This is a genomic window from Kitasatospora sp. NPDC059973 (assembly GCF_042737525.1).
In the GTDB taxonomy this organism is placed as follows: Bacteria; Actinomycetota; Actinomycetes; order Streptomycetales; family Streptomycetaceae; genus Kitasatospora.
Genome location: NZ_JBHWUI010000168.1, coordinates 1110 through 17560 on the forward strand (window position 1 = coordinate 1110; position 16451 = coordinate 17560).

16 protein-coding genes and 1 pseudogene are annotated in these 16451 nt (G+C 74.3%); 9 read left to right on the forward strand and 8 right to left on the reverse strand.

All coding sequences use genetic code 11. The annotated features are described in order from the left end of the window. Positions 1 to 153: 153 nt before the first annotated feature. On the reverse strand, positions 154 to 303 hold the full coding sequence (locus ACFWA9_RS32120) for a hypothetical protein (protein WP_380391848.1): 150 nt from the start codon (positions 301 to 303) through the stop codon (positions 154 to 156). A 278-nt stretch (positions 304 to 581) separates the two neighbouring features. Between ACFWA9_RS32120 and ACFWA9_RS32125 the strand changes: the two genes are divergently transcribed. The 4 genes from ACFWA9_RS32125 to ACFWA9_RS32140 all read left to right on the forward strand — a co-directional run bounded on the left by ACFWA9_RS32125 (position 582) and on the right by ACFWA9_RS32140 (position 6592). Next, positions 582 to 1832 (forward strand): CoA transferase, encoded by a 1251-nt coding sequence (locus tag ACFWA9_RS32125; RefSeq protein WP_380391850.1) that lies wholly within the window; start codon positions 582 to 584, stop codon positions 1830 to 1832. Positions 1833 to 1842: 10 nt separating this feature from the next. After that, on the forward strand, positions 1843 to 2985 hold the full coding sequence (locus ACFWA9_RS32130; protein ID WP_380391853.1) for an acyl-CoA dehydrogenase family protein: 1143 nt from the start codon (positions 1843 to 1845) through the stop codon (positions 2983 to 2985). A gap of 120 nt (positions 2986 to 3105) precedes the next feature. After that, a complete protein-coding gene (locus ACFWA9_RS32135) occupies positions 3106 to 4320 on the forward strand; it encodes an acetyl-CoA C-acetyltransferase (protein WP_329487055.1) in 1215 nt (404 codons plus the stop codon). Positions 4321 to 4408: 88 nt separating this feature from the next. Next, positions 4409 to 6592 (forward strand): 3-hydroxyacyl-CoA dehydrogenase NAD-binding domain-containing protein, encoded by a 2184-nt coding sequence (locus ACFWA9_RS32140; protein ID WP_380391856.1) that lies wholly within the window; start codon positions 4409 to 4411, stop codon positions 6590 to 6592. An 11-nt stretch (positions 6593 to 6603) separates the two neighbouring features. On the opposite strand, the gene ACFWA9_RS32145 is transcribed toward ACFWA9_RS32140, so the two are convergent. From ACFWA9_RS32145 to ACFWA9_RS32155, 3 genes are all read right to left on the reverse strand, one after another. After that, positions 6604 to 7356, reverse strand: a complete 753-nt coding sequence (locus tag ACFWA9_RS32145) for a MerR family transcriptional regulator (RefSeq protein WP_352296559.1) — start codon at positions 7354 to 7356, stop codon at positions 6604 to 6606. Between the two features lie 228 nt (positions 7357 to 7584). Further along, positions 7585 to 8634 (reverse strand): isopenicillin N synthase family dioxygenase, encoded by a 1050-nt coding sequence (locus ACFWA9_RS32150; RefSeq protein ID WP_380391859.1) that lies wholly within the window; start codon positions 8632 to 8634, stop codon positions 7585 to 7587. A gap of 320 nt (positions 8635 to 8954) precedes the next feature. Then, positions 8955 to 9854 carry a LysR substrate-binding domain-containing protein gene (locus ACFWA9_RS32155; protein ID WP_380391862.1) on the reverse strand — a complete coding sequence of 300 codons (900 nt, stop codon included), beginning with the start codon at positions 9852 to 9854 and terminating at the stop codon, positions 8955 to 8957. 141 nt (positions 9855 to 9995) lie between these two features. Here ACFWA9_RS32155 and ACFWA9_RS32160 point away from each other — a divergent pair, with 141 nt between their 5' ends. Both ACFWA9_RS32160 and ACFWA9_RS32165 read left to right on the forward strand, forming a co-directional pair. Then, complete coding sequence (locus ACFWA9_RS32160) at positions 9996 to 11078, forward strand: DMT family transporter (protein WP_380391882.1); 1083 nt, start codon at positions 9996 to 9998, stop codon at positions 11076 to 11078. Positions 11079 to 11186: 108 nt separating this feature from the next. Continuing rightward, on the forward strand, positions 11187 to 11639 hold the full coding sequence (locus ACFWA9_RS32165) for an SgcJ/EcaC family oxidoreductase (protein ID WP_380391864.1): 453 nt from the start codon (positions 11187 to 11189) through the stop codon (positions 11637 to 11639). A gap of 37 nt (positions 11640 to 11676) precedes the next feature. Here ACFWA9_RS32165 and ACFWA9_RS32170 read toward each other — a convergent pair whose 3' ends face one another. After that, positions 11677 to 12630 carry an oxygenase MpaB family protein gene (locus ACFWA9_RS32170; RefSeq protein ID WP_380391867.1) on the reverse strand — a complete coding sequence of 318 codons (954 nt, stop codon included), beginning with the start codon at positions 12628 to 12630 and terminating at the stop codon, positions 11677 to 11679. 135 nt (positions 12631 to 12765) lie between these two features. Here ACFWA9_RS32170 and ACFWA9_RS32175 point away from each other — a divergent pair, with 135 nt between their 5' ends. Next, a complete protein-coding gene (locus ACFWA9_RS32175) occupies positions 12766 to 12921 on the forward strand; it encodes a hypothetical protein (protein ID WP_380391870.1) in 156 nt (51 codons plus the stop codon). A 15-nt stretch (positions 12922 to 12936) separates the two neighbouring features. Here the strand turns inward: ACFWA9_RS32175 and ACFWA9_RS32180 are convergent, their stop codons facing one another. The 3 genes from ACFWA9_RS32180 to ACFWA9_RS32190 form a co-directional block, all read right to left on the reverse strand. Next, entirely contained in the window at positions 12937 to 13524 is a 588-nt protein-coding gene (locus tag ACFWA9_RS32180) for a DinB family protein (protein ID WP_380391873.1), read from the reverse strand. A gap of 38 nt (positions 13525 to 13562) precedes the next feature. Then, on the reverse strand, positions 13563 to 14033 hold the full coding sequence (locus tag ACFWA9_RS32185) for an SRPBCC family protein (protein ID WP_380391876.1): 471 nt from the start codon (positions 14031 to 14033) through the stop codon (positions 13563 to 13565). Positions 14034 to 14276: 243 nt separating this feature from the next. Beyond that, positions 14277 to 14750 (reverse strand): carboxymuconolactone decarboxylase family protein, encoded by a 474-nt coding sequence (locus tag ACFWA9_RS32190; RefSeq protein ID WP_352296581.1) that lies wholly within the window; start codon positions 14748 to 14750, stop codon positions 14277 to 14279. A gap of 287 nt (positions 14751 to 15037) precedes the next feature. Here ACFWA9_RS32190 and ACFWA9_RS32195 point away from each other — a divergent pair, with 287 nt between their 5' ends. Both ACFWA9_RS32195 and ACFWA9_RS32200 read left to right on the forward strand, forming a co-directional pair. Next, positions 15038 to 15793 (forward strand): hypothetical protein, encoded by a 756-nt coding sequence (locus ACFWA9_RS32195; RefSeq protein WP_380391879.1) that lies wholly within the window; start codon positions 15038 to 15040, stop codon positions 15791 to 15793. Between the two features lies 1 nt (position 15794). Further along, positions 15795 to 16451: pseudogene (locus ACFWA9_RS32200) on the forward strand (hypothetical protein); the annotation flags it as partial.

Sequence of the window (16451 nt, forward strand, 5' to 3'; positions counted from 1 at the left end):
GCCGTGATCGCCACGATCACGGCCGCCGCCCGCAGGCGCGGCCGCCGGGTGGTGAAGCCGCGCCGGGTGAGGGCCTCGTCGGTGCGGCGCAGCGCGCCCGCGGTCCGGTCCGTGCTCCCGTCCGCGCGGTCCTGTTCGGCCGTCATGGCGTCCTCACCCCCTGCCGAGCGCACCGTTGTAGGTGCGGTCGATCGCCGTCGAGTGGTTCTGGGTGACGCCCTCCATGAGCTGTTGGGTCACGCCGCCGGTGGCGTCGACGTCCCGGTGGGAGACGCCCGACAGCACCGCCTTGTACTCGATCATGGACGTGAGCTGCTCCTCACCCGCGGAGTAGTTCTTGCTGAGGTCGCCTCTGCTTCCCTTCCTCTGACGAGAGATCAGAGCCACTCCGACAACAGGGCGACCGTACAGGCCCGCCCCGTAGGTGTACCGACGCACCCTCCGTCACCCCGGTTGCGCCCGCCGTGTCAGGGATTCGGCGGGCCGTGTCGACGGGTGAAGGGTCTTGTTACCGGCGGGTCGCTTCCCTATCATCGCGAGTGTTACAGCTTTACTGTCAAACCCCGAGGGGGCGGTCGCCAGTGCGTGACCCGAGCAGTCCCGGCCCGCTGGCCGGGGTCCGGGTGGTCGAGCTCGCGGGGATCGGCCCCGGGCCCTTCGCGGGCATGCTGCTGGCCGACCTCGGGGCCGACGTGGTCCGGGTGGACCGGCCCGACCCCTCACCGCTCTCCCAGGACCCGGCCTACGACGTCACCAACCGCAACAAGCGCTCGGTGCTGGTCGACCTCAAGTCCCCCGGCGGGCCCGCGCGGGTGCTCGACCTGGTCGAACGCGCCCACCTGCTGATCGAGGGCTACCGCCCCGGAGTCGCCGAACGCCTCGGCGTCGGCCCCGAGGCCTGTCTCGCCCGCAACCCCGCCCTGGTCTACGGCCGGATGACCGGCTGGGGTCAGGACGGACCGCTGGCCGCCCGGGCCGGCCACGACATCGGGTACGCGGCGGTGGCCGGGGTGCTCGGCCTGATCGGATCGCCCGAGCAGCCGCCCGCCGTCCCCGCCAACCTGCTCGGCGACTACGCCGGCGGCTCGCTCTACCTGGTCGTCGGTCTGCTCGCGGCCCTCCACCACGCCGGTGCGACCGGCGCCGGCCAGGTCGTCGACGCCGCCATCGTGGACGGCGCCGCCCACCTCACCACCGTGCTCTGGGGGCTGCTCGCGGCCGGGCAGTGGCAGGACCGGCGCGGTGTGAACCTGCTCGACGGCGGTGCGCCCTGCTACGCCGTGTACCGGGCCAAGGACGGCGGCGACCTCGCCGTCGGCGCACTGGAGCCGCGGTTCTACGCCGAGTTCGCCCGGCTGCTGGAGCTCGGTCCGGACGCCCCGGGCCAGTATGAGGTGGCCCGCTGGCCCGAACTGCGGGCGCGGATCTCGGCCCGCTTCGCCACCCGTACCCGCGCCGAGTGGGAGGCCGTCTTCGCCGGTTCCGACGCCTGCGTGGAACCGGTCCTGACGATGCGTCAGGCTGCCTCGTACGGGCACCTGGTGGCCCGGGGGACGTACGTCGAGGCGGACGGCGTCACCCAGCCGGCGCCGGCGCCCCGGTTCTCCGCCACCCCCGGCACGCTGCGCCGCCCGCCGGCCCGGCCGGGCGCCGACACCGACGAGGTGGCCCGCGACTGGGGTGTGCCCGCCCTGCTGGCCCCGCCGGGCTCACCCGCTGAGCCCGCTGAGCCCGCTGTCCCTGCCGACCGGGCCGTCCCGGATTCCCCGGACGCCCCCGAGTCCCCGGATTCCCCGGATTCGCCGAATTCCCTGGGCTCCGAGGCCCGTTAAGGAGCTTGCCGTGGAACGCGACATCTACACCGAGGAGCACGAGGACTTCCGGGCGACCGTCCGGTCCTTCCTCGCCAAGGAGGTGCTGCCGCACTACGACCGCTGGGAGCGGGCCGGCATCGTGGACCGCTCCGCCTGGCTGGCCGCCGGCCGGCAGGGGCTGCTCGGGCTCGCCGTCCCCGAGGAGTACGGCGGCGGGGGCGCCGCCGACTTCCGCTACGCCGCCGTGCTCGCCGAGGAGTTCGCCCGGGCGGGCGCCTCCGGCCTGGCGCTCGGCCTGCACAACGACATCATCGGCCCGTACCTCACCTCGCTCGCCACCGACGAGCAGAAGCGCCGCTGGCTGCCTGGGTTCTGCAGCGGCGAACTGATCACCGCCATCGCGATGACCGAGCCCGGCACCGGCTCCGACCTCCAGGGCATCCGCACCCACGCCGTGGACCAGGGCGACCACTACCTGCTCAACGGTGCCAAGACCTTCATCTCCAACGGCATCCTGGCCGACCTGGTGGTCGTGGTCGCCAGGACCACCCCCGAGGGCGGTTCGCGCGGGCTGAGCCTGCTGGTGGTCGAGCGCGGGACGCCCGGCTTCGAGCGCGGCCGCAACCTCGACAAGATCGGCCAGAAGGCCCAGGACACCGCCGAGTTGTTCTTCGAGGACGTCCGCGTCCCCAAGGCGAACCTGCTCGGCGAGGAGCACCAGGGCTTCCTCTACCTGATGCGGAACCTCGCGCAGGAGCGGCTCACCATCGCGGCCGCCGCGATCGCTGGCGCCGACTACCTGGTCGAGATCACCACCGAGTACGTGAAGCAGCGCGAGGCCTTCGGCCGGCCGCTCGCCAAGCTCCAGCACGTCCGGTTCGAGATCGCCGAGATGGCCACCGAGTGCGCGGTCACCCGGGCCTTCGTGGACCGCTGCATCAGCGAGCACAACCGCTACGCGCTCACCCCGGCGGACGCCTCGATGGCCAAGTGGTGGGCCACCGAACTGCAGAAGCGCACCGCCGACCGCTGCCTCCAGCTCCACGGCGGCTACGGGTACATGACCGAGTACCCGGTCGCCCGCGCGTTCACCGACGGCCGGATCCAGACCATCTACGGCGGGACCACCGAGATCATGAAGGAGATCGTCGGGCGCTCCCTGCTGGGCTGACCCCGGTCCCCGCCCCCCGCCCGCCCGGCGAAGCGCCCGCCAGGCCGCGGAACTCCCGCCCCGGCCCCCCGAACCCTCCCACCCCCCCCGCCCGGTCAGACCCCCGAAAGGCAATCCACCGTGACCACCGAAGCGTACGTCTACGACGCGATCCGCACCCCGCGCGGCCGGGGCAAGGCCAACGGCTCACTGCACGGCACCAAGCCGATCGACCTGGTCGTCGGCCTGATCCACGAACTGCGCCGCCGCTTCCCCGAGCTGGACCCGGCGGCGGTCGACGACATCGTGCTCGGCGTGGTCAGCCCGATCGGCGACCAGGGCTCCGACATCGCCCGGATCGCCGCCATCACGGCCGGCCTGCCCGACTCGGTGGCCGGCGTCCAGGAGAACCGCTTCTGCGCCTCCGGCCTGGAGGCGGTCAACCTGGCGGCCGCCAAGGTCCGTTCGGGTTGGGAGGACCTCATCCTGGCCGGCGGCGTCGAGTCGATGTCCCGGGTGAGGATGGGCTCCGACGGCGGTGCCTGGGCGATGGACCCGATGACCAACTACGAGAACCACTTCGTCCCGCAGGGCATCGGCGCCGACCTGATCGCCACCATCGAGGGCCTCTCCCGCACCGACGTGGACGCCTTCGCCGCCGAGTCGCAGGCCCGGGCCGCCAAGGCCCAGGCCGACGGCCTGTTCGACCGCTCGGTCGTCCCGGTCCGCGACCGCAACGGCCTGGTCGTGCTGGACCGCGACGAGTTCATCCGCCCCGGCACCACCGTGGAGACCCTGGCCGGCCTCAAGCCCTCCTTCGCCGGCATCGGCGAGGCCGGCGGCTTCGACGCGGTCGCCCTGCAGAAGTACCACTGGGTCGAGGCCATCGACCACGTGCACCACGCCGGCAACTCCTCCGGCATCGTGGACGGGGCGGCCCTGGTCGCGATCGGCAACCGCGGCATCGGCGAGCGATACGGCCTGCGCCCGCGCGCCCGGATCGTCTCGGCCGCCGTCTCCGGCTCCGAGCCCACGATCATGCTCACCGGGCCGGCCCCCGCCACCCGCAAGGCGCTCGCCAAGGCCGGGCTGACCGCCGCCGACATCGACCTGGTCGAGATCAACGAGGCCTTCGCCGCCGTCGCCCTGCGCTTCGTCCGCGAGCTCGGCTTCCGCCCGGACCAGGTGAACGTCAACGGCGGCGCGATCGCCCTCGGCCACCCGCTCGGCGCCACCGGCGCGATGCTCCTCGGCACCCTGGTCGACGAGCTGGAGCGCCGCGAGCTGCGCTACGGCCTGGTCACCCTCTGCGTCGGCGGCGGGATGGGCATCGCCACCGTCGTCGAGCGCGTCTGAGCCTCCGGCGGCCCGCCGCCGCCCCTTCCCGTGGCGCGGTGCGCGCGGCACCCCCCTTGTCCCGGCCCTCACAGGAGACCCCAACCCCATGAGCGACACCACCACCATCCGCTGGGAGCAGGACCAGGACGGCGTGGTCACCCTCGTCCTCGACGATCCCACCCAGTCCGTGAACACCATGAACGAGGCCTTCACGGCCGACTTCGACGCCACCGTCGAGCGCCTCGCCGCCCTCGGCGACGACCTGCGCGGCGTCGTGGTCACCTCGGCGAAGAAGACCTTCTTCGCCGGCGGGGACCTCCGGATGCTGTCCGCCGCCCGCCCCGAGGACGCCGCCGCCGTCTTCGAGAAGTCGATGCGGATCAAGCGGGCGCTGCGCCGGCTGGAGACGCTCGGCAAGCCGGTGGTCGCCGCCCTCAACGGCAGCGCGCTCGGCGGCGGTCTGGAGATCGCCCTCGCCTGCCACCACCGGATCGCGCTGACCGCCCCGGCCAGCCGGATCGGGCTGCCCGAGGTCACCCTCGGCCTGCTGCCCGGTGGTGGCGGGGTCGTTCGCACGGTGCGGCTCTTCGGCATCACCGACGCCCTGCTGAAGGTGCTCCTGCAGGGCCGCCAGTACCGTCCGGAGCAGGCGCTCCAGCACGGCCTGGTCCACGAACTGGTGGACACCCCGGAGGAGTTGACCACCCGGGCGCGCGCCTGGATCGAGGCCAACCCGACCGCCGTCCAGCCCTGGGACGTCAAGGGGTACCGGATCCCCGGCGGCACCCCGGCCACCCCGGCGCTGGCCGCCAACCTGCCGGCCTTCCCGTCCAACCTGCGCAAGCAGCTGGCCGGCGCGCCCTACCCGGCGCCGCGCAACGTGCTGGCGGCGGCGGTCGAGGGCGCCCAGGTGGACGTCGACACCGCGATGGTGATCGAGGCCCGCTACTTCACCGAGCTGGCCTGCGGGCAGACCAGCAAGAACATGATCCAGGCGCTCTTCTTCGACATGCAGGCGGTCAACTCCGGCGCCGGCCGGCCGCAGGGCGTCGAGCGGCGGACGGTGCGCAGGGTCGCCGTGCTCGGCGCGGGCATGATGGGCGCCGGGATCGCCTACACCTGTGCCAAGGCCGGCATCGAGGTGCTGCTGAAGGACGTCAGCACCGAGGCCGCCGAGCGCGGGAAGGCGTACTCCGCCGGCCTGCTGGACAAGGCGGTGGCGCGCGGCCGGGCCACCGAGGCGCAGCGCGAGGAGCTGCTCGCCCGGATCACCCCCACCGCCGAGGCCGCCGACCTGGCCGGCTGCGACGCGGTGATCGAGGCGGTCTTCGAGAACCCCGAGCTCAAGCGGAAGGTGTTCCAGGAGATCGAGGGCGTGGTGGCGCCGGACGCGCTGCTCTGCTCCAACACCTCCACCCTGCCGATCGGCCTGCTCGCCGAGGGCGTCGGGCGCACCGCCGACTTCATCGGCCTGCACTTCTTCTCGCCGGTCGACAAGATGCGGCTGGTGGAGATCATCCGCGGTCCGCAGACCGGCGACGAGGCGCTCGCCCGCGCCTTCGACCTGGTCCGGCAGATCGACCGGACGCCGATCGTGGTCAACGACTCGCGCGGCTTCTTCACCTCCCGGGTGATCGGCCAGTTCATCAACGAGGGCGTGGCGATGGTCGGCGAGGGCGTCGACCCGGCCACCGTCGAGCAGGCCGCCGCCCAGGCGGGCTACCCCGCCAAGGTGCTCTCGCTGCTGGACGAGCTGACGCTGACGCTGCCGCGCAAGATCCGCGACGAGTACCGGCGCGCGGTCGAGGAGGCCGGCGGCAGCTGGACCGCCCACCCGGCGGACGCGGTGGTGGACCGGATGGTCGACGAGTTCGGCCGCCCCGGCCGCAGCGGCGGCGCCGGCTTCTACGAGTACGGCGAGGACGGCCGGCGCGGCAGGCTCTGGCCGGGCCTGCGCGAGCACTTCACCTCGGCCGAGGGCGCGGCCGGGAGCGCCGTCCCCTTCGAGGACCTCAAGGAGCGGATGCTCTTCAGCGAGGCGCTGGACTCGGTCCGCTGCCTGGAGGAGGGCGTGCTGACCTCGGTCGCCGACGCCAACGTGGGCTCCATCCTCGGCATCGGCTTCCCGGCCTGGACGGGCGGCGTCTTCCAGTACATCAACGGGTACGAGGGCGGCCCGGCGGGCTTCGCGGCCCGCGCCCGGGAACTCGCCGCCGCCTACGGCGAGCGGTTCGCGCCGCCGGCCCTGCTGGAGCGGGTCGCCGCCGAGGGCCGGACCTTCGGCGACTGACGGCCGGTCGGTCAGCCGGGCGGGGCGGCGTCCTCCACGGAGCGCGCCGCCTCGCCCAACTCCTCCCGCAGCGACCGCTGGAACGCGGTCACCAGGGCCTGCGCCACCATCGGCTGGATGTGGTCGGTGAGTTCCTTCATCCGCTCCAGCTCGGCCGGCGCGGGCTCGCTCTCCCGGTACGGCTTCCAGACCGTCTCGCGGAACAGCCGCTGCAACTCGTGCGCCGTCGCCCGGCTGTGCTCCAGCACCACCGCGCGCGCGGCCAGCAGGGTCTCCAGCGGGATCGGCACGTCCAGGATCCGCACCCCGAGCGGCAGCAGCCCCGGGTCCACCCGGAACGCCTCCGGGTCGGGCGTCCGCTCCAGCGCGCCCATCGCCGCCAGCCGTTCCAGCTGCGCGGGTGAGAGTTCCCGCCCGGCCCGCCGCTCCAGCTGCCCGCGGCTCAGCTCCTCCGCCGTCTCCGGCGTCCAGGACGCCACCAGCGCCCGGTGGATGGCCAGGTCCAGCGGCGTGCTGTCCTGCGGCAGCCAGGCCAGGTAGCGCTCGATCGCCGCCAGCGTCAGGCCCTGCCGCTGCAGCTCCTCGATCAGCCCGAGCCGGTCCAGGTGCTCCGCCCCGTACCAGCCGACCCGGCGCGGTCCCAGCTCCGGCGGCGGCAGCAGCCCCTTCGTCCCGTAGAACCGCACCGTGCGCACGGTCACTCCCGCCCGCGCCGCCAGCTCGTCCACCGTCAGCCGGATCTCGACACCCTCCCGCGCCCCCATCCGCCACCTCCGCCTCTGTTGCACCACCGCTGTGACAGCAGCAGTGTGACAGTGCCGGGCGACCCGGTCCACCGGCGGTGCCCGGCACGCCCCGGGCCCCGCCCGGCGCCGTCGGCGCGGGAGCGGGGCCCGGGGCGTGTCCGCCGGTGCCGCCGAGTGGTCGGCGAGACCTGGGGTGGTGGGCGCGGGTGTAGCCCTCCCCCTCGTGGCGGCCGAACCCGCCGGGGGTCAGCGCGAGCCGGCGTCGGCGAGGTCGGGGTGGTGGCGGCGGGTGACCTCGGGGTGGGCGCGGGTGTAGCCCTTCCACTCGTTGAGGCCGAACTCGGCGAAGAGCGGGTTGCCCGGGTCCTGGGTGGCGCCCGGGGCGTGGTGCGCGAGGGGGAAGTCGAGCGGCTCGATGTGGGCGTCGAGGCGCGGGTTGTAGAAGAACGGGATGGAGAAGCGCTCGCGGGCGCCGGCCGGGCTGACCACGCGGTGGTTGGTGGCCTTGAGGTAGCCGTCGGTGGCGACCTCCAGCAGCTCGCCCAGGTTGACCACGAAGGCGCCCTCCATCGGCGGCACCTCCAGGAAGCTGCCGTCCGCGCGCTCGACCTGGAGGCCACCGACGGTGTCCTGGAGCAGGAGGGTGATGAAGCCGTAGTCCTTGTGCGCGCCGACGCCCTGGCCGGCGCCGTCGGGCGCGGTGCCGGGGTAGCGGACCAGCTTCAGCCGCAGGTGCGGGTGGCCGGCGAAGGCGTAGTCGTAGAAGTCGGGAGCGGCGCCGATCGAGGCGAGGAGTTCGTGCAGCAGCCGCTGGGCGACCGCGCCGAGGCGGTCGATCCAGCCGAGCGCGGCGGTCCGCAGCTCGGGGAGCGCGGCGGGCCACTGGTTCGGGCCCTCCAGCCACCAGTACGGGGGCTCGCCCCGCTCCGGGACGTGCGGGGGCAGCTCGGCCCCGATGTCCAGCTGGTCCCGCCAGTCCTGGCTGCCGCCGGTGAGCTCGTGCCCGGTGCGGGTGTAACCGCGGAAGTGCGGGGAGTTGAGGTTGCTCACGGCGAGCCGGTCGGCCTCTGGCAGGGCGAAGAACGCCCGCATCGCGTCGATCAGGGCGGCCGTCTCGGCCGGGGTGACGCCGTGGCCGACGAGCTGGAAGAAGCCGACGCCGGTGGCCGCCTTCCGCAGGTCGTCGTGCAGGCGGAGCCGGTCGTCGGCGCTGCCGCCGGCGAGCGAGAGGTCGATCACCGGGAGGGCGTCCGCGGGGGCGGCGGAGGGGGTGCTGGAGGAGTGCTGCTGCGTCATGGGTGACATCCGCTGGGTCTCGTCCTGGCCTGTCCCGGTGGTCGACCGGGGATGCCGGGGCCGCGCCTGGTGCGGCGGGTGCTCCGGGGGTCAGGAGGGGGGACGCGGCCGCCTGGGGCCGCGCATGAGGGTGGGAGGCGCGAGGTTCAGCTGGAGCGTCGACAGGACATGCTCGTCACGCGGAGCAGGTCCACGTGGCGACGGCGAACGAGTATGAGCACCTCACCAGCCTAAATGACGGTCGGACCGCCCGGGGAGACCCCTGCACCGAGTTGATGGCGTGGCCCTGACAAGTGCGTCCAGGGCGCTCGTGCCACCGGTCAGCCCCGTGCCGCCCGGGCCGCCTCCCGGAGGGAGGCGAGCAGCTGGGCGAGGGCGGGCTGCCCCCAGGCGGTGGTGCGGACGGCGGCGTGCACGGCGCGGACCGGCTCCGGGGCGCGGAGCCTGCGGACGATCACACCGGGGTGGCGCCGGGCGAGGCCCAGGAGCGGGACCAGGGCCACCCCGAGCCCGGCCGCGACGAAGCCCTGGGCGGTCGGGTAGTCCTCGCTGTCCACCGCGAAGCCGGGGCGGAACCCGGCCTCGGCGCAGGCGTCCAGGACGGTGTCGAGGCAGGGGCCGGTCCGCTCGCTGCCGACCCAGGGCTCACCGGCCAGGTCGGCCAGGTCGAGGACGCGCCTCGCACCGAGCCGGTGGCCCCTCGGCAGGACGGCGCGGTACGGGTCGTCGAGCAGGGGGACGAGGCGCAGCCCGGGGTGCTCGCCCCCGTGCGGCCGGACCACCACCGCCACATCCGCCCGCCCCCGGAGGACGTCCTCCAGCGGGTCCTCGGGGTCGGTCATCCCCAGGTCGAGCCGCACCCCCGGGTGCTCGCGGCGGAAGGCCGCGACGGCGGGCGCCACCAGGGCGGCTCCCGCCGTGGCGAAGTAGCGGACCGTCAGGGAGCCGCTGCGCCCGGCCAGCAGGTCGGCGAGCGCCGTGCCGGCCTCGGCCACCTGCCGTTCGATGACGGCGGCGTGCTCGGCGAGCAGCCGTCCGGCGGCGGTCGGCCGCACGCCGCGCCCGGCGCGTTCGAGCAGCGCCGTCCCGGTCTGCTTCTCCAGCGCCGCCACCTGCTGGCTGACGGCGGACGGCGTGTAGCCGAGCGCGGTGGCGGCCGCGCTCACCGAGCCGCCGGTGACCACGGCGCGGAGCACCTGCAGACGTCGCACATCGAGCATGTAGTCCAGCTTAAACGTACTGAAGAACTTTTCACTTGTCCTGTCGGATCCGGGCGGGCAGCGTTCCTTCCGGCGCTTCCGGCGCTCCCGGCCTCCCGGTCGGGAGGCCGACCGACGAAAGGCAGGTGTCCCGTGCTGCGGATGGCCGTGCTCGCCCTGCTCTGGGGATCGGGCTTCCTGTGGACCGAACTCGCGCTCCGGAACGGGCTGACCCCGCTCCAGATCACCGTGCTGCGCTCCGCCCTCGGGGCCGCGGTGCTGCTGCTCCTCGCCCGCTCCGCCCGGCAGCGGCTGCCGCGCGGCGCCGCGGTCTGGCTCCGGCTCGCCGTGGCCGCCCTGTTCTGCAACGTGCTGCCCTTCTTCCTGGCCGCCCTGGGCATGCGGACCGTCGGCTCGGGGCCCGCCGGGGTGCTCAACGCGACGACCCCGCTCTGGTCGCTGCTGATCGGCCTGGCGCTCGGGACGGAACGCGGGTGGCACCCGAGGCGCCTCGGCGGTCTGCTGCTCGGCTTCGCGGGGGTGCTGGTGATCTTCTCGCCGTGGCAGGGCGACGCGGGGCCGGCGCACCAGCACGGCGGCGCCCCCGGCTGGGGCGTGCTCGCCCTGCTGGGCGCGGCCGCGAGCTACGCGGTGGCGTTCACCTACATGGGCCGCGTGCTCACCGGCACCGGTACCGCCCCGCTCGCCCTCTCCGCCGCCCAGCTCACCGTGGCGGCCGGGCTCGGCTCGCTGGCGCTGCCGGCCGCCGCCGGTGCCACCGACGGGTTCAACGTCCGGGCGCTCGCGGCGGTGACCGTGCTCGGGGTGCTCTCCACCGGGCTCACCTTCCACCTCAACTACCGGCTCATCGCCACCGAGGGCGCCACCGCGGCCGCCACCGTCGGCTACCTGCTGCCGGTCGTCTCCACCGGGCTCGGCGCGCTCGTGCTCGACGAGCCGTTGAGCGCGAGGGGTGTCACGGGAATGGCCGTGGTGCTGGCCGGGGTCCTCCTGACCCGTCCGCGGCCGACCCGGGAACGGGCGGTCACGGCCGCCCCGGCCGCCCCGGACGCCCGGGCGACCCCCGTGCCCGCCGTGCCCGCCCGGCCCGCCGTGCCCGCCGACCGGACGAACGGACCGGGAGCGCCGGATCACTCTGGCGGACACCCGGCTTCCGTACCCTGTTCACCGCCACCGCGCTCACCCGGCTCGGCACCGGCGTCGGCCACGTCGCCCTGCCCCTGACCGCCGTCACCGCCCACGGCGCGAGCGCCGGGCAGGTCGGGGCTGGGGTGGAGCCGGCGGCCCAAAAAGCTTGACCTCAAGTCGGCTTGAAGGTCAATCATGGTCATCATGAACACGAACACCACGGCCGTCGAGGCCGATGCCCGGATCGGCGCCGAGGCCGACATCGCCGTTGAGACCGAGGCCGTCGGGCGGGTCGTCGCCGCCCTCCAGTACGCCCAGGTCAACGAACTCGTGGCGGAGTTCGTCAGTCTCTTCCGCGAGGACGCGATCTGGACCACCGGCCACGGCAAGCGCCTCACCGGGCGGGACGAGATCGCCGCGTTCACCCGCACGGTGCTCCCGGGTGCCTTCCTCGGCTCCGGGAACACCGCCGAGTACGAGGTGGTGCACGTCCTCTTCGTCCGCCCCGACGTGGCCGCGGTCAAGGTCCGCCAGCGCTACCTCACCCTCGCCGGCGAACAGGTCGGCGAGGAGGGCAGCCCGCTGTACGTGATGGCCAAGGAGGACGGTCGCTGGCTCCTGACGGCCTGCCAGAACACCCTCGTCGTCCCCGAGTGAGGGCGCCGGTCCGGGGCGGAGCGGGTGCGGCGGGCGGTCAGCCCCCGGCCGGGTCCGTGCCCCCGGCCGGCCCGGTCGCGGCGGGCGGGAAGGGGCAGCCGCCCCGGGGCGCGGCGGCGTCCCCGGAGGCGCCGTGCCCGGTGGCGCCGTCCTCGAAGGTGCCGAGCTCGGCGATCCGGTACCCGCCCGGGTAACTGCGCACCTGCCGGCCGTCGCGGGCCAGGCGCGGGGAGCGGCGCGGCGGCAGGAGGCGGACGAGCCGCCCGCGCAGCCGCATGCCGGAGCGGACGGCGTACCGGAGCGCGGCCGGGGGCCGGGAGTACCCGAAGGCCTCGCGCAGCGGATCGTCGAGCAGGCAGATCGAGGACACCCGCATCGAGGGCCGCAGCGGGGCCGGGTACCAGGAGGCCATCAGGCCGAGGGTGGCGTCGGAGACCTCCCGGCCGCCCCGGTCGTGGCCGAAGTGGGCGCGCTCGTAGCCGTCCAGCAGCCGCTCGAACGCGTCGTACGTCTCCGGGATGTCGCTCAGGCCCATGTGGCGGCCCAGTTCGCGGTAGTAGTTGGTGGTGGCCCGCACCTCGTGCTCGGAGTACGGGCGCCAGCCGTAGTCGTCCAGCCAGCGCTTGGGTACCACGACGAAGGTGGCGAGCACGTACAGGAAGTCCTCGTTGGAGATGTCGTACCGGTGGTGCATCCGGTTCATCCGCCGGATCGCCTCCCGGCCCTGCTCCGAGGCGAAGCCGTGCTCGACCACGGCCTCCAGGATCAGCACGGTGTCGTCGTAGCGCTTCTGCGCGCGGCGGGTGAACTCGCCGGTCCGCGCGAGCAGTCGGCCGATGCTCGGGACGGCGTAGGTGCGGTAGAGCGCGAAGCTGAGCGACTGGGTGGTGTCCCACGGGAACTCGTACCAGCTGCTGATCCGGTAGATCTCGGTGAACTCGGTCTCCGGGTCCATCCGCTGAATCGTCTTCAGCCAGTTGTATCGCTGCACAGGCCAGACCCTAGGGTCCCGGTCAGGGACAGGTCAACGCGGCCCCGCCGCGCCGCCGGCCACCCCGTGGCGCGCGTGGGCCTACGCTTCCCGGGGGCGGCACGCCGGGTCGGCCGCCGGGGGAGGGGAGACGGCATGCTCGAATGGATTCTGGTGGTCCTGATTCCGGTCGGCCTCGTCGCCGTGGCCGGCCTCGCGTACTGGTGGTGGGCGAGAGTCGGCACCGAACGGCCCGTGGAACACCACAGCTCCATGCCGAGCGAGTACCACGGCACGGACGGCGCGGGCTGAGGCCCGTTCGGGGGGTCAGGTGGGCTGGGCGGCCGTGCGGGCTGCTTGTTCGACTCGGGTGTGGTGCTCCTCCCACTGGGGGCGGTCGCCGGGGGCCATGTTCCCGTCCCCGTCGCGCAGGCCGGTGGTCCCGTCGAGCTGTTCCCGGACGATGTCCGCGTGGCCGGCGTGGCGTTGGATCTCCGCGATCATGTGGACCAGGACCCGGTGGAGCGTCAGTTCGCTCCGGTTGCCGAAGGGCACCCGGCCGACGGCGTCCAGCGGGAGTGACCCGATCGTCGCGTCCGCGTGGACCCATGCCGCGCGGTACCGGTCGACGATCTGCTCCCGGGTCTCCTCGGGGGTCGCCCAGAGGTCGGCGTTCGGCTCGGCGTCGCCGGTGATCCACAGGGGCGTTCCGGCGAACGGCCGCCCGAAGGTGGCTCCGAAGTAGAGGGCCTCGGCGCCGGTCGCGTGCTTGACCAGCCCCAGCAGGTTGGTGCCGGTCGGCGTCATCGGGCGGCGGATGTCGTACTCCGACAGCCCGTCGAGCTTCCAGAGCAGGGTGTCCCGGGCGTCCTGCAGATAGATCTGAAGGTCCTTCTTGAAGTCCGGTCCGATCATGGGACCAGTCTGCCACCCCGCCTCCGGCCGACGGGCGGTCAGTGCCGCGGCGGGGTCCGGCCGGGAGGCGTGGTCAGCGCGGTGGCGGCGGCGTCGAGGATGCCCCGGAACGTGCGGGTGATGACCGGCCGGGCGAACAACCGGGTGAGCGGGCCGCCGAGCAGCGGGACGCCGACCTCGGCGCGGGTGGTCCACCGGACGTGGGTGCCGCCGTCGACCTCCGTGAAGGTCATCCGGCCGAGTTCGTGACGGGACGGCGGCAGGCTCCGGTCGACGACGTACTCGGTGGCGTACGGGGGGTCGTAGTGGGTGATGCGCTCGCTGAACCAGCCGATGAGCCACAGGTGGTTGCGGACGGCGCCGACGCCGTAGGGCGCCCCGCTGCCGCGCCGGGCGAGGCGGCAGCGCAGCACCAGCGGCGAGGCCGTGTAGTTGGTGGTCGTGGTGAGCCAGCGGAACGCGTCGTCGATGGGGGCGTCGATGACGCGTTCGACGGTCATGGTCTCCATGGTGCGTCCTCCTCGGTCGAGCGGGTCGCTTCCTCGTGTGCCAGGGAGACGACGTGCGCCGACGGGATGTGACGCGCCATCAATATGACGGCGGTCACGCCCGGTTGGCGAAGACGTCGGTCGCGGAGCCGGGCTCGCGAAGGCGGCGAGGCGGACACCTCGCGCCCGTCGGGTGCGCGGGTGTCCGCCTCGTCGGTGGCCCCGGTCCGGGCCGGCTCCGGCCGTCCCGGGCAGTGTTCCCGCTCAGGCGAACTGGCCGGGCCGGTAGTCGCCGGCGGGCATCTGGAGCATGACGTTCCCGCGGTTGAAGGCGTTGATGACGGTGATCACTCCGACCAGGGCGCCGAGCTGGTCCTCGTCATAGTGCTGGGCGGCGTTCGTCCAGACCCGGTCGGAGACGCCACCGGCCGCATCGGCGATGCGGGTGGCCTCCTCGGCGAGTTCCAGGGCGGCGCGCTCGGCCTCGGTGAACACCGTGGCCTCGCGCCAGGCCGCGACCAGGTTGAGGCGCTCCGGGGACTCTCCGGCGTGCACGGCGTCCTTGAAGTGCATGTCGGTGCAGAAGCCGCAGCCGTTGATCTGGCTGGCGCGGAGCTTCACCAGCTCCTGCGTCGCGGCCGGCAGGGTCGAGCCTTCGAGCACCTTGCCCGCGGCGATGATGTGCTTGAAGACCTTGCCCAGGACCGGGTTGGTGAAGGGGTTCAGGCGTGCTTCCATGACGCGCTCCAAAGTCGGTGTCCGGCGGCTTGCACTCCTATGACGAGGTAGCCCGGCGAGTTGTGACACGGCCGTTCCGTGAGGTGCCCGGACCCCGCCGTGCCGGGAGGGCGGCGCCCGCGCCGCGAGGGGGTACCCGTGCCGACCTGGGCGATCGCCCCCGGGGCGGTCCGCGGCGGTCCGGGGCCGGCCGGGGCGGCCCCGAGCGATGGGCAACACGGAGAGTGACCGTTGGGGTGGACCAAGCAGACTTGAATCTTTGCGAACGAATGTTCGATCCTGGGGGTGTGCCCGTTTTCGAATCTGTTTTCGAATCCACCGCCGAGCGGCAGCCGCTCCGCCCGGTGGTGCCCGCGGCTGCCCTCGGTGCCGCTACCGGCACCGAGGCGGTCGACGGTCGGCGCGGGCTGCTGCCGGTGCTGCCCGCGCTGGGTGCGGTGCTGCCGGAGGGCGGGCTCCGGCGGGGGACGGCGGTGTCGGTGGGGGCCGGGGACACCGGGCTGCTGCTCGCGCTGGCCGCCGGGGCACGCGGGTCGGACGGCGGCTGGGCGGCCGCGGTCGGACTGCCCGATCTCGGGCTCGCCGCGGCCGCCGGGTACGGGCTGGACCTGCGGCGACTGCTGGTGGCGGACGACCCCGGGCCGCACTGGGCCGAGGTGGTGTCGGTGCTGGCCGGGGCGGTCGAGCTGATCATGCTGCGTCCGGACGGGCCGGTGGCACCCAAGCCGGCCGCCCGGCTGGCGGCCGTGCTGCGGCGCAGTGGCTGCGTGCTGCTGGTGGCCGGGCCGTGGCCGGGGGCGGGGCTGCGGCTGGAGGTGCGCTCCGGCCGCTGGTTCGGGCTGGGTGACGGGCACGGCCAGCTCACCGGGCGGCAGGTGGAGGTGGCGGTGGAGGGGCGTGGCTCGGCGGTGCGCGGGCGCACCGTCCGGCTCTGGCTGCCGGACGAGCACGGCGAGGTGCGGGCGGTGGCCGAGGCCGCCGAGGCGGGGGAGGACGTGACGTCGGGGGTCGGGGCGGACCTCGACCGAATGGCGGTGGTGTGAGATGACCGACGGTGGAGCGCCCGGAGCGCCCGGAGCGTCCGGAACACCTGCGGCAGCCGGGACCCCCGGGACGCCGCGGGTGCTGGTGGTCTGGTGCCCGGACTGGCCGGTGGTGGCCGTCGAAGGGAGCACGGGCGGCGGCGACGTCCCGGTGGCGGTGGTCGCCGGCGGGCGGGTCCTGGCCTGCTCGGAGGCGGCGCGGTCGGCCGGTGTGCGGCAGGGGCAGCGGCTCAAGCTGGCCCAGCGGCTCTGCCCCGCGCTGGAGCTGCGGGAGCGGGACCCGGAGGCGGAGGCCCGGCGGTTCGAACCGGTGGTCGCGGCGGTCGAGGCGTTCACGCCCCGGGTGGAGGTGCTGCGCCCGGGTCTGTGCGCGATCCCGATGAAGGGCCCGAGCCGGTACTTCGGCGGCGAGGAGGCGCTGACGGCGAAGGTGCAGCGGGCGGTGGCGGCCGCCCTGGCCGGTGCGGCGGACCGGGGCGAGGAGGCTCCGGAGGTTCGGGCCGGGCAGGCCCATCCCGCGGACGCCGAGCACACCGGGCCCGCCGGGCGGGCGCACCCGCCGGAGCCCGGGGCCGCCGACGCCCCCGGGTGGACGCGCCCGGCGGAGGCCGAACGTGCGGCGGCGCGGCGCCGCGCCGGGGCGGTGGACGGCCTGTTC

Coding starts and splice junctions, on each gene's coding strand:
- ACFWA9_RS32120 (WP_380391848.1), bottom strand. CDS start 303: ATGATCGAGTACAAGGCGGTGCTGTCGGGCGTCTCCCACCGGGACGTC.
- ACFWA9_RS32140 (WP_380391856.1), top strand. CDS start 4,409: ATGAGCGACACCACCACCATCCGCTGGGAGCAGGACCAGGACGGCGTG.
- ACFWA9_RS32145 (WP_352296559.1), bottom strand. CDS start 7,356: ATGGGGGCGCGGGAGGGTGTCGAGATCCGGCTGACGGTGGACGAGCTG.
- ACFWA9_RS32150 (WP_380391859.1), bottom strand. CDS start 8,634: ATGACGCAGCAGCACTCCTCCAGCACCCCCTCCGCCGCCCCCGCGGAC.
- ACFWA9_RS32155 (WP_380391862.1), bottom strand. CDS start 9,854: ATGCTCGATGTGCGACGTCTGCAGGTGCTCCGCGCCGTGGTCACCGGC.
- ACFWA9_RS32160 (WP_380391882.1), top strand. CDS start 9,996: ATGGCCGTGCTCGCCCTGCTCTGGGGATCGGGCTTCCTGTGGACCGAA.
- ACFWA9_RS32165 (WP_380391864.1), top strand. CDS start 11,187: ATGAACACGAACACCACGGCCGTCGAGGCCGATGCCCGGATCGGCGCC.
- ACFWA9_RS32175 (WP_380391870.1), top strand. CDS start 12,766: ATGCTCGAATGGATTCTGGTGGTCCTGATTCCGGTCGGCCTCGTCGCC.
- ACFWA9_RS32180 (WP_380391873.1), bottom strand. CDS start 13,524: ATGATCGGACCGGACTTCAAGAAGGACCTTCAGATCTATCTGCAGGAC.
- ACFWA9_RS32185 (WP_380391876.1), bottom strand. CDS start 14,033: ATGGAGACCATGACCGTCGAACGCGTCATCGACGCCCCCATCGACGAC.
- ACFWA9_RS32190 (WP_352296581.1), bottom strand. CDS start 14,750: ATGGAAGCACGCCTGAACCCCTTCACCAACCCGGTCCTGGGCAAGGTC.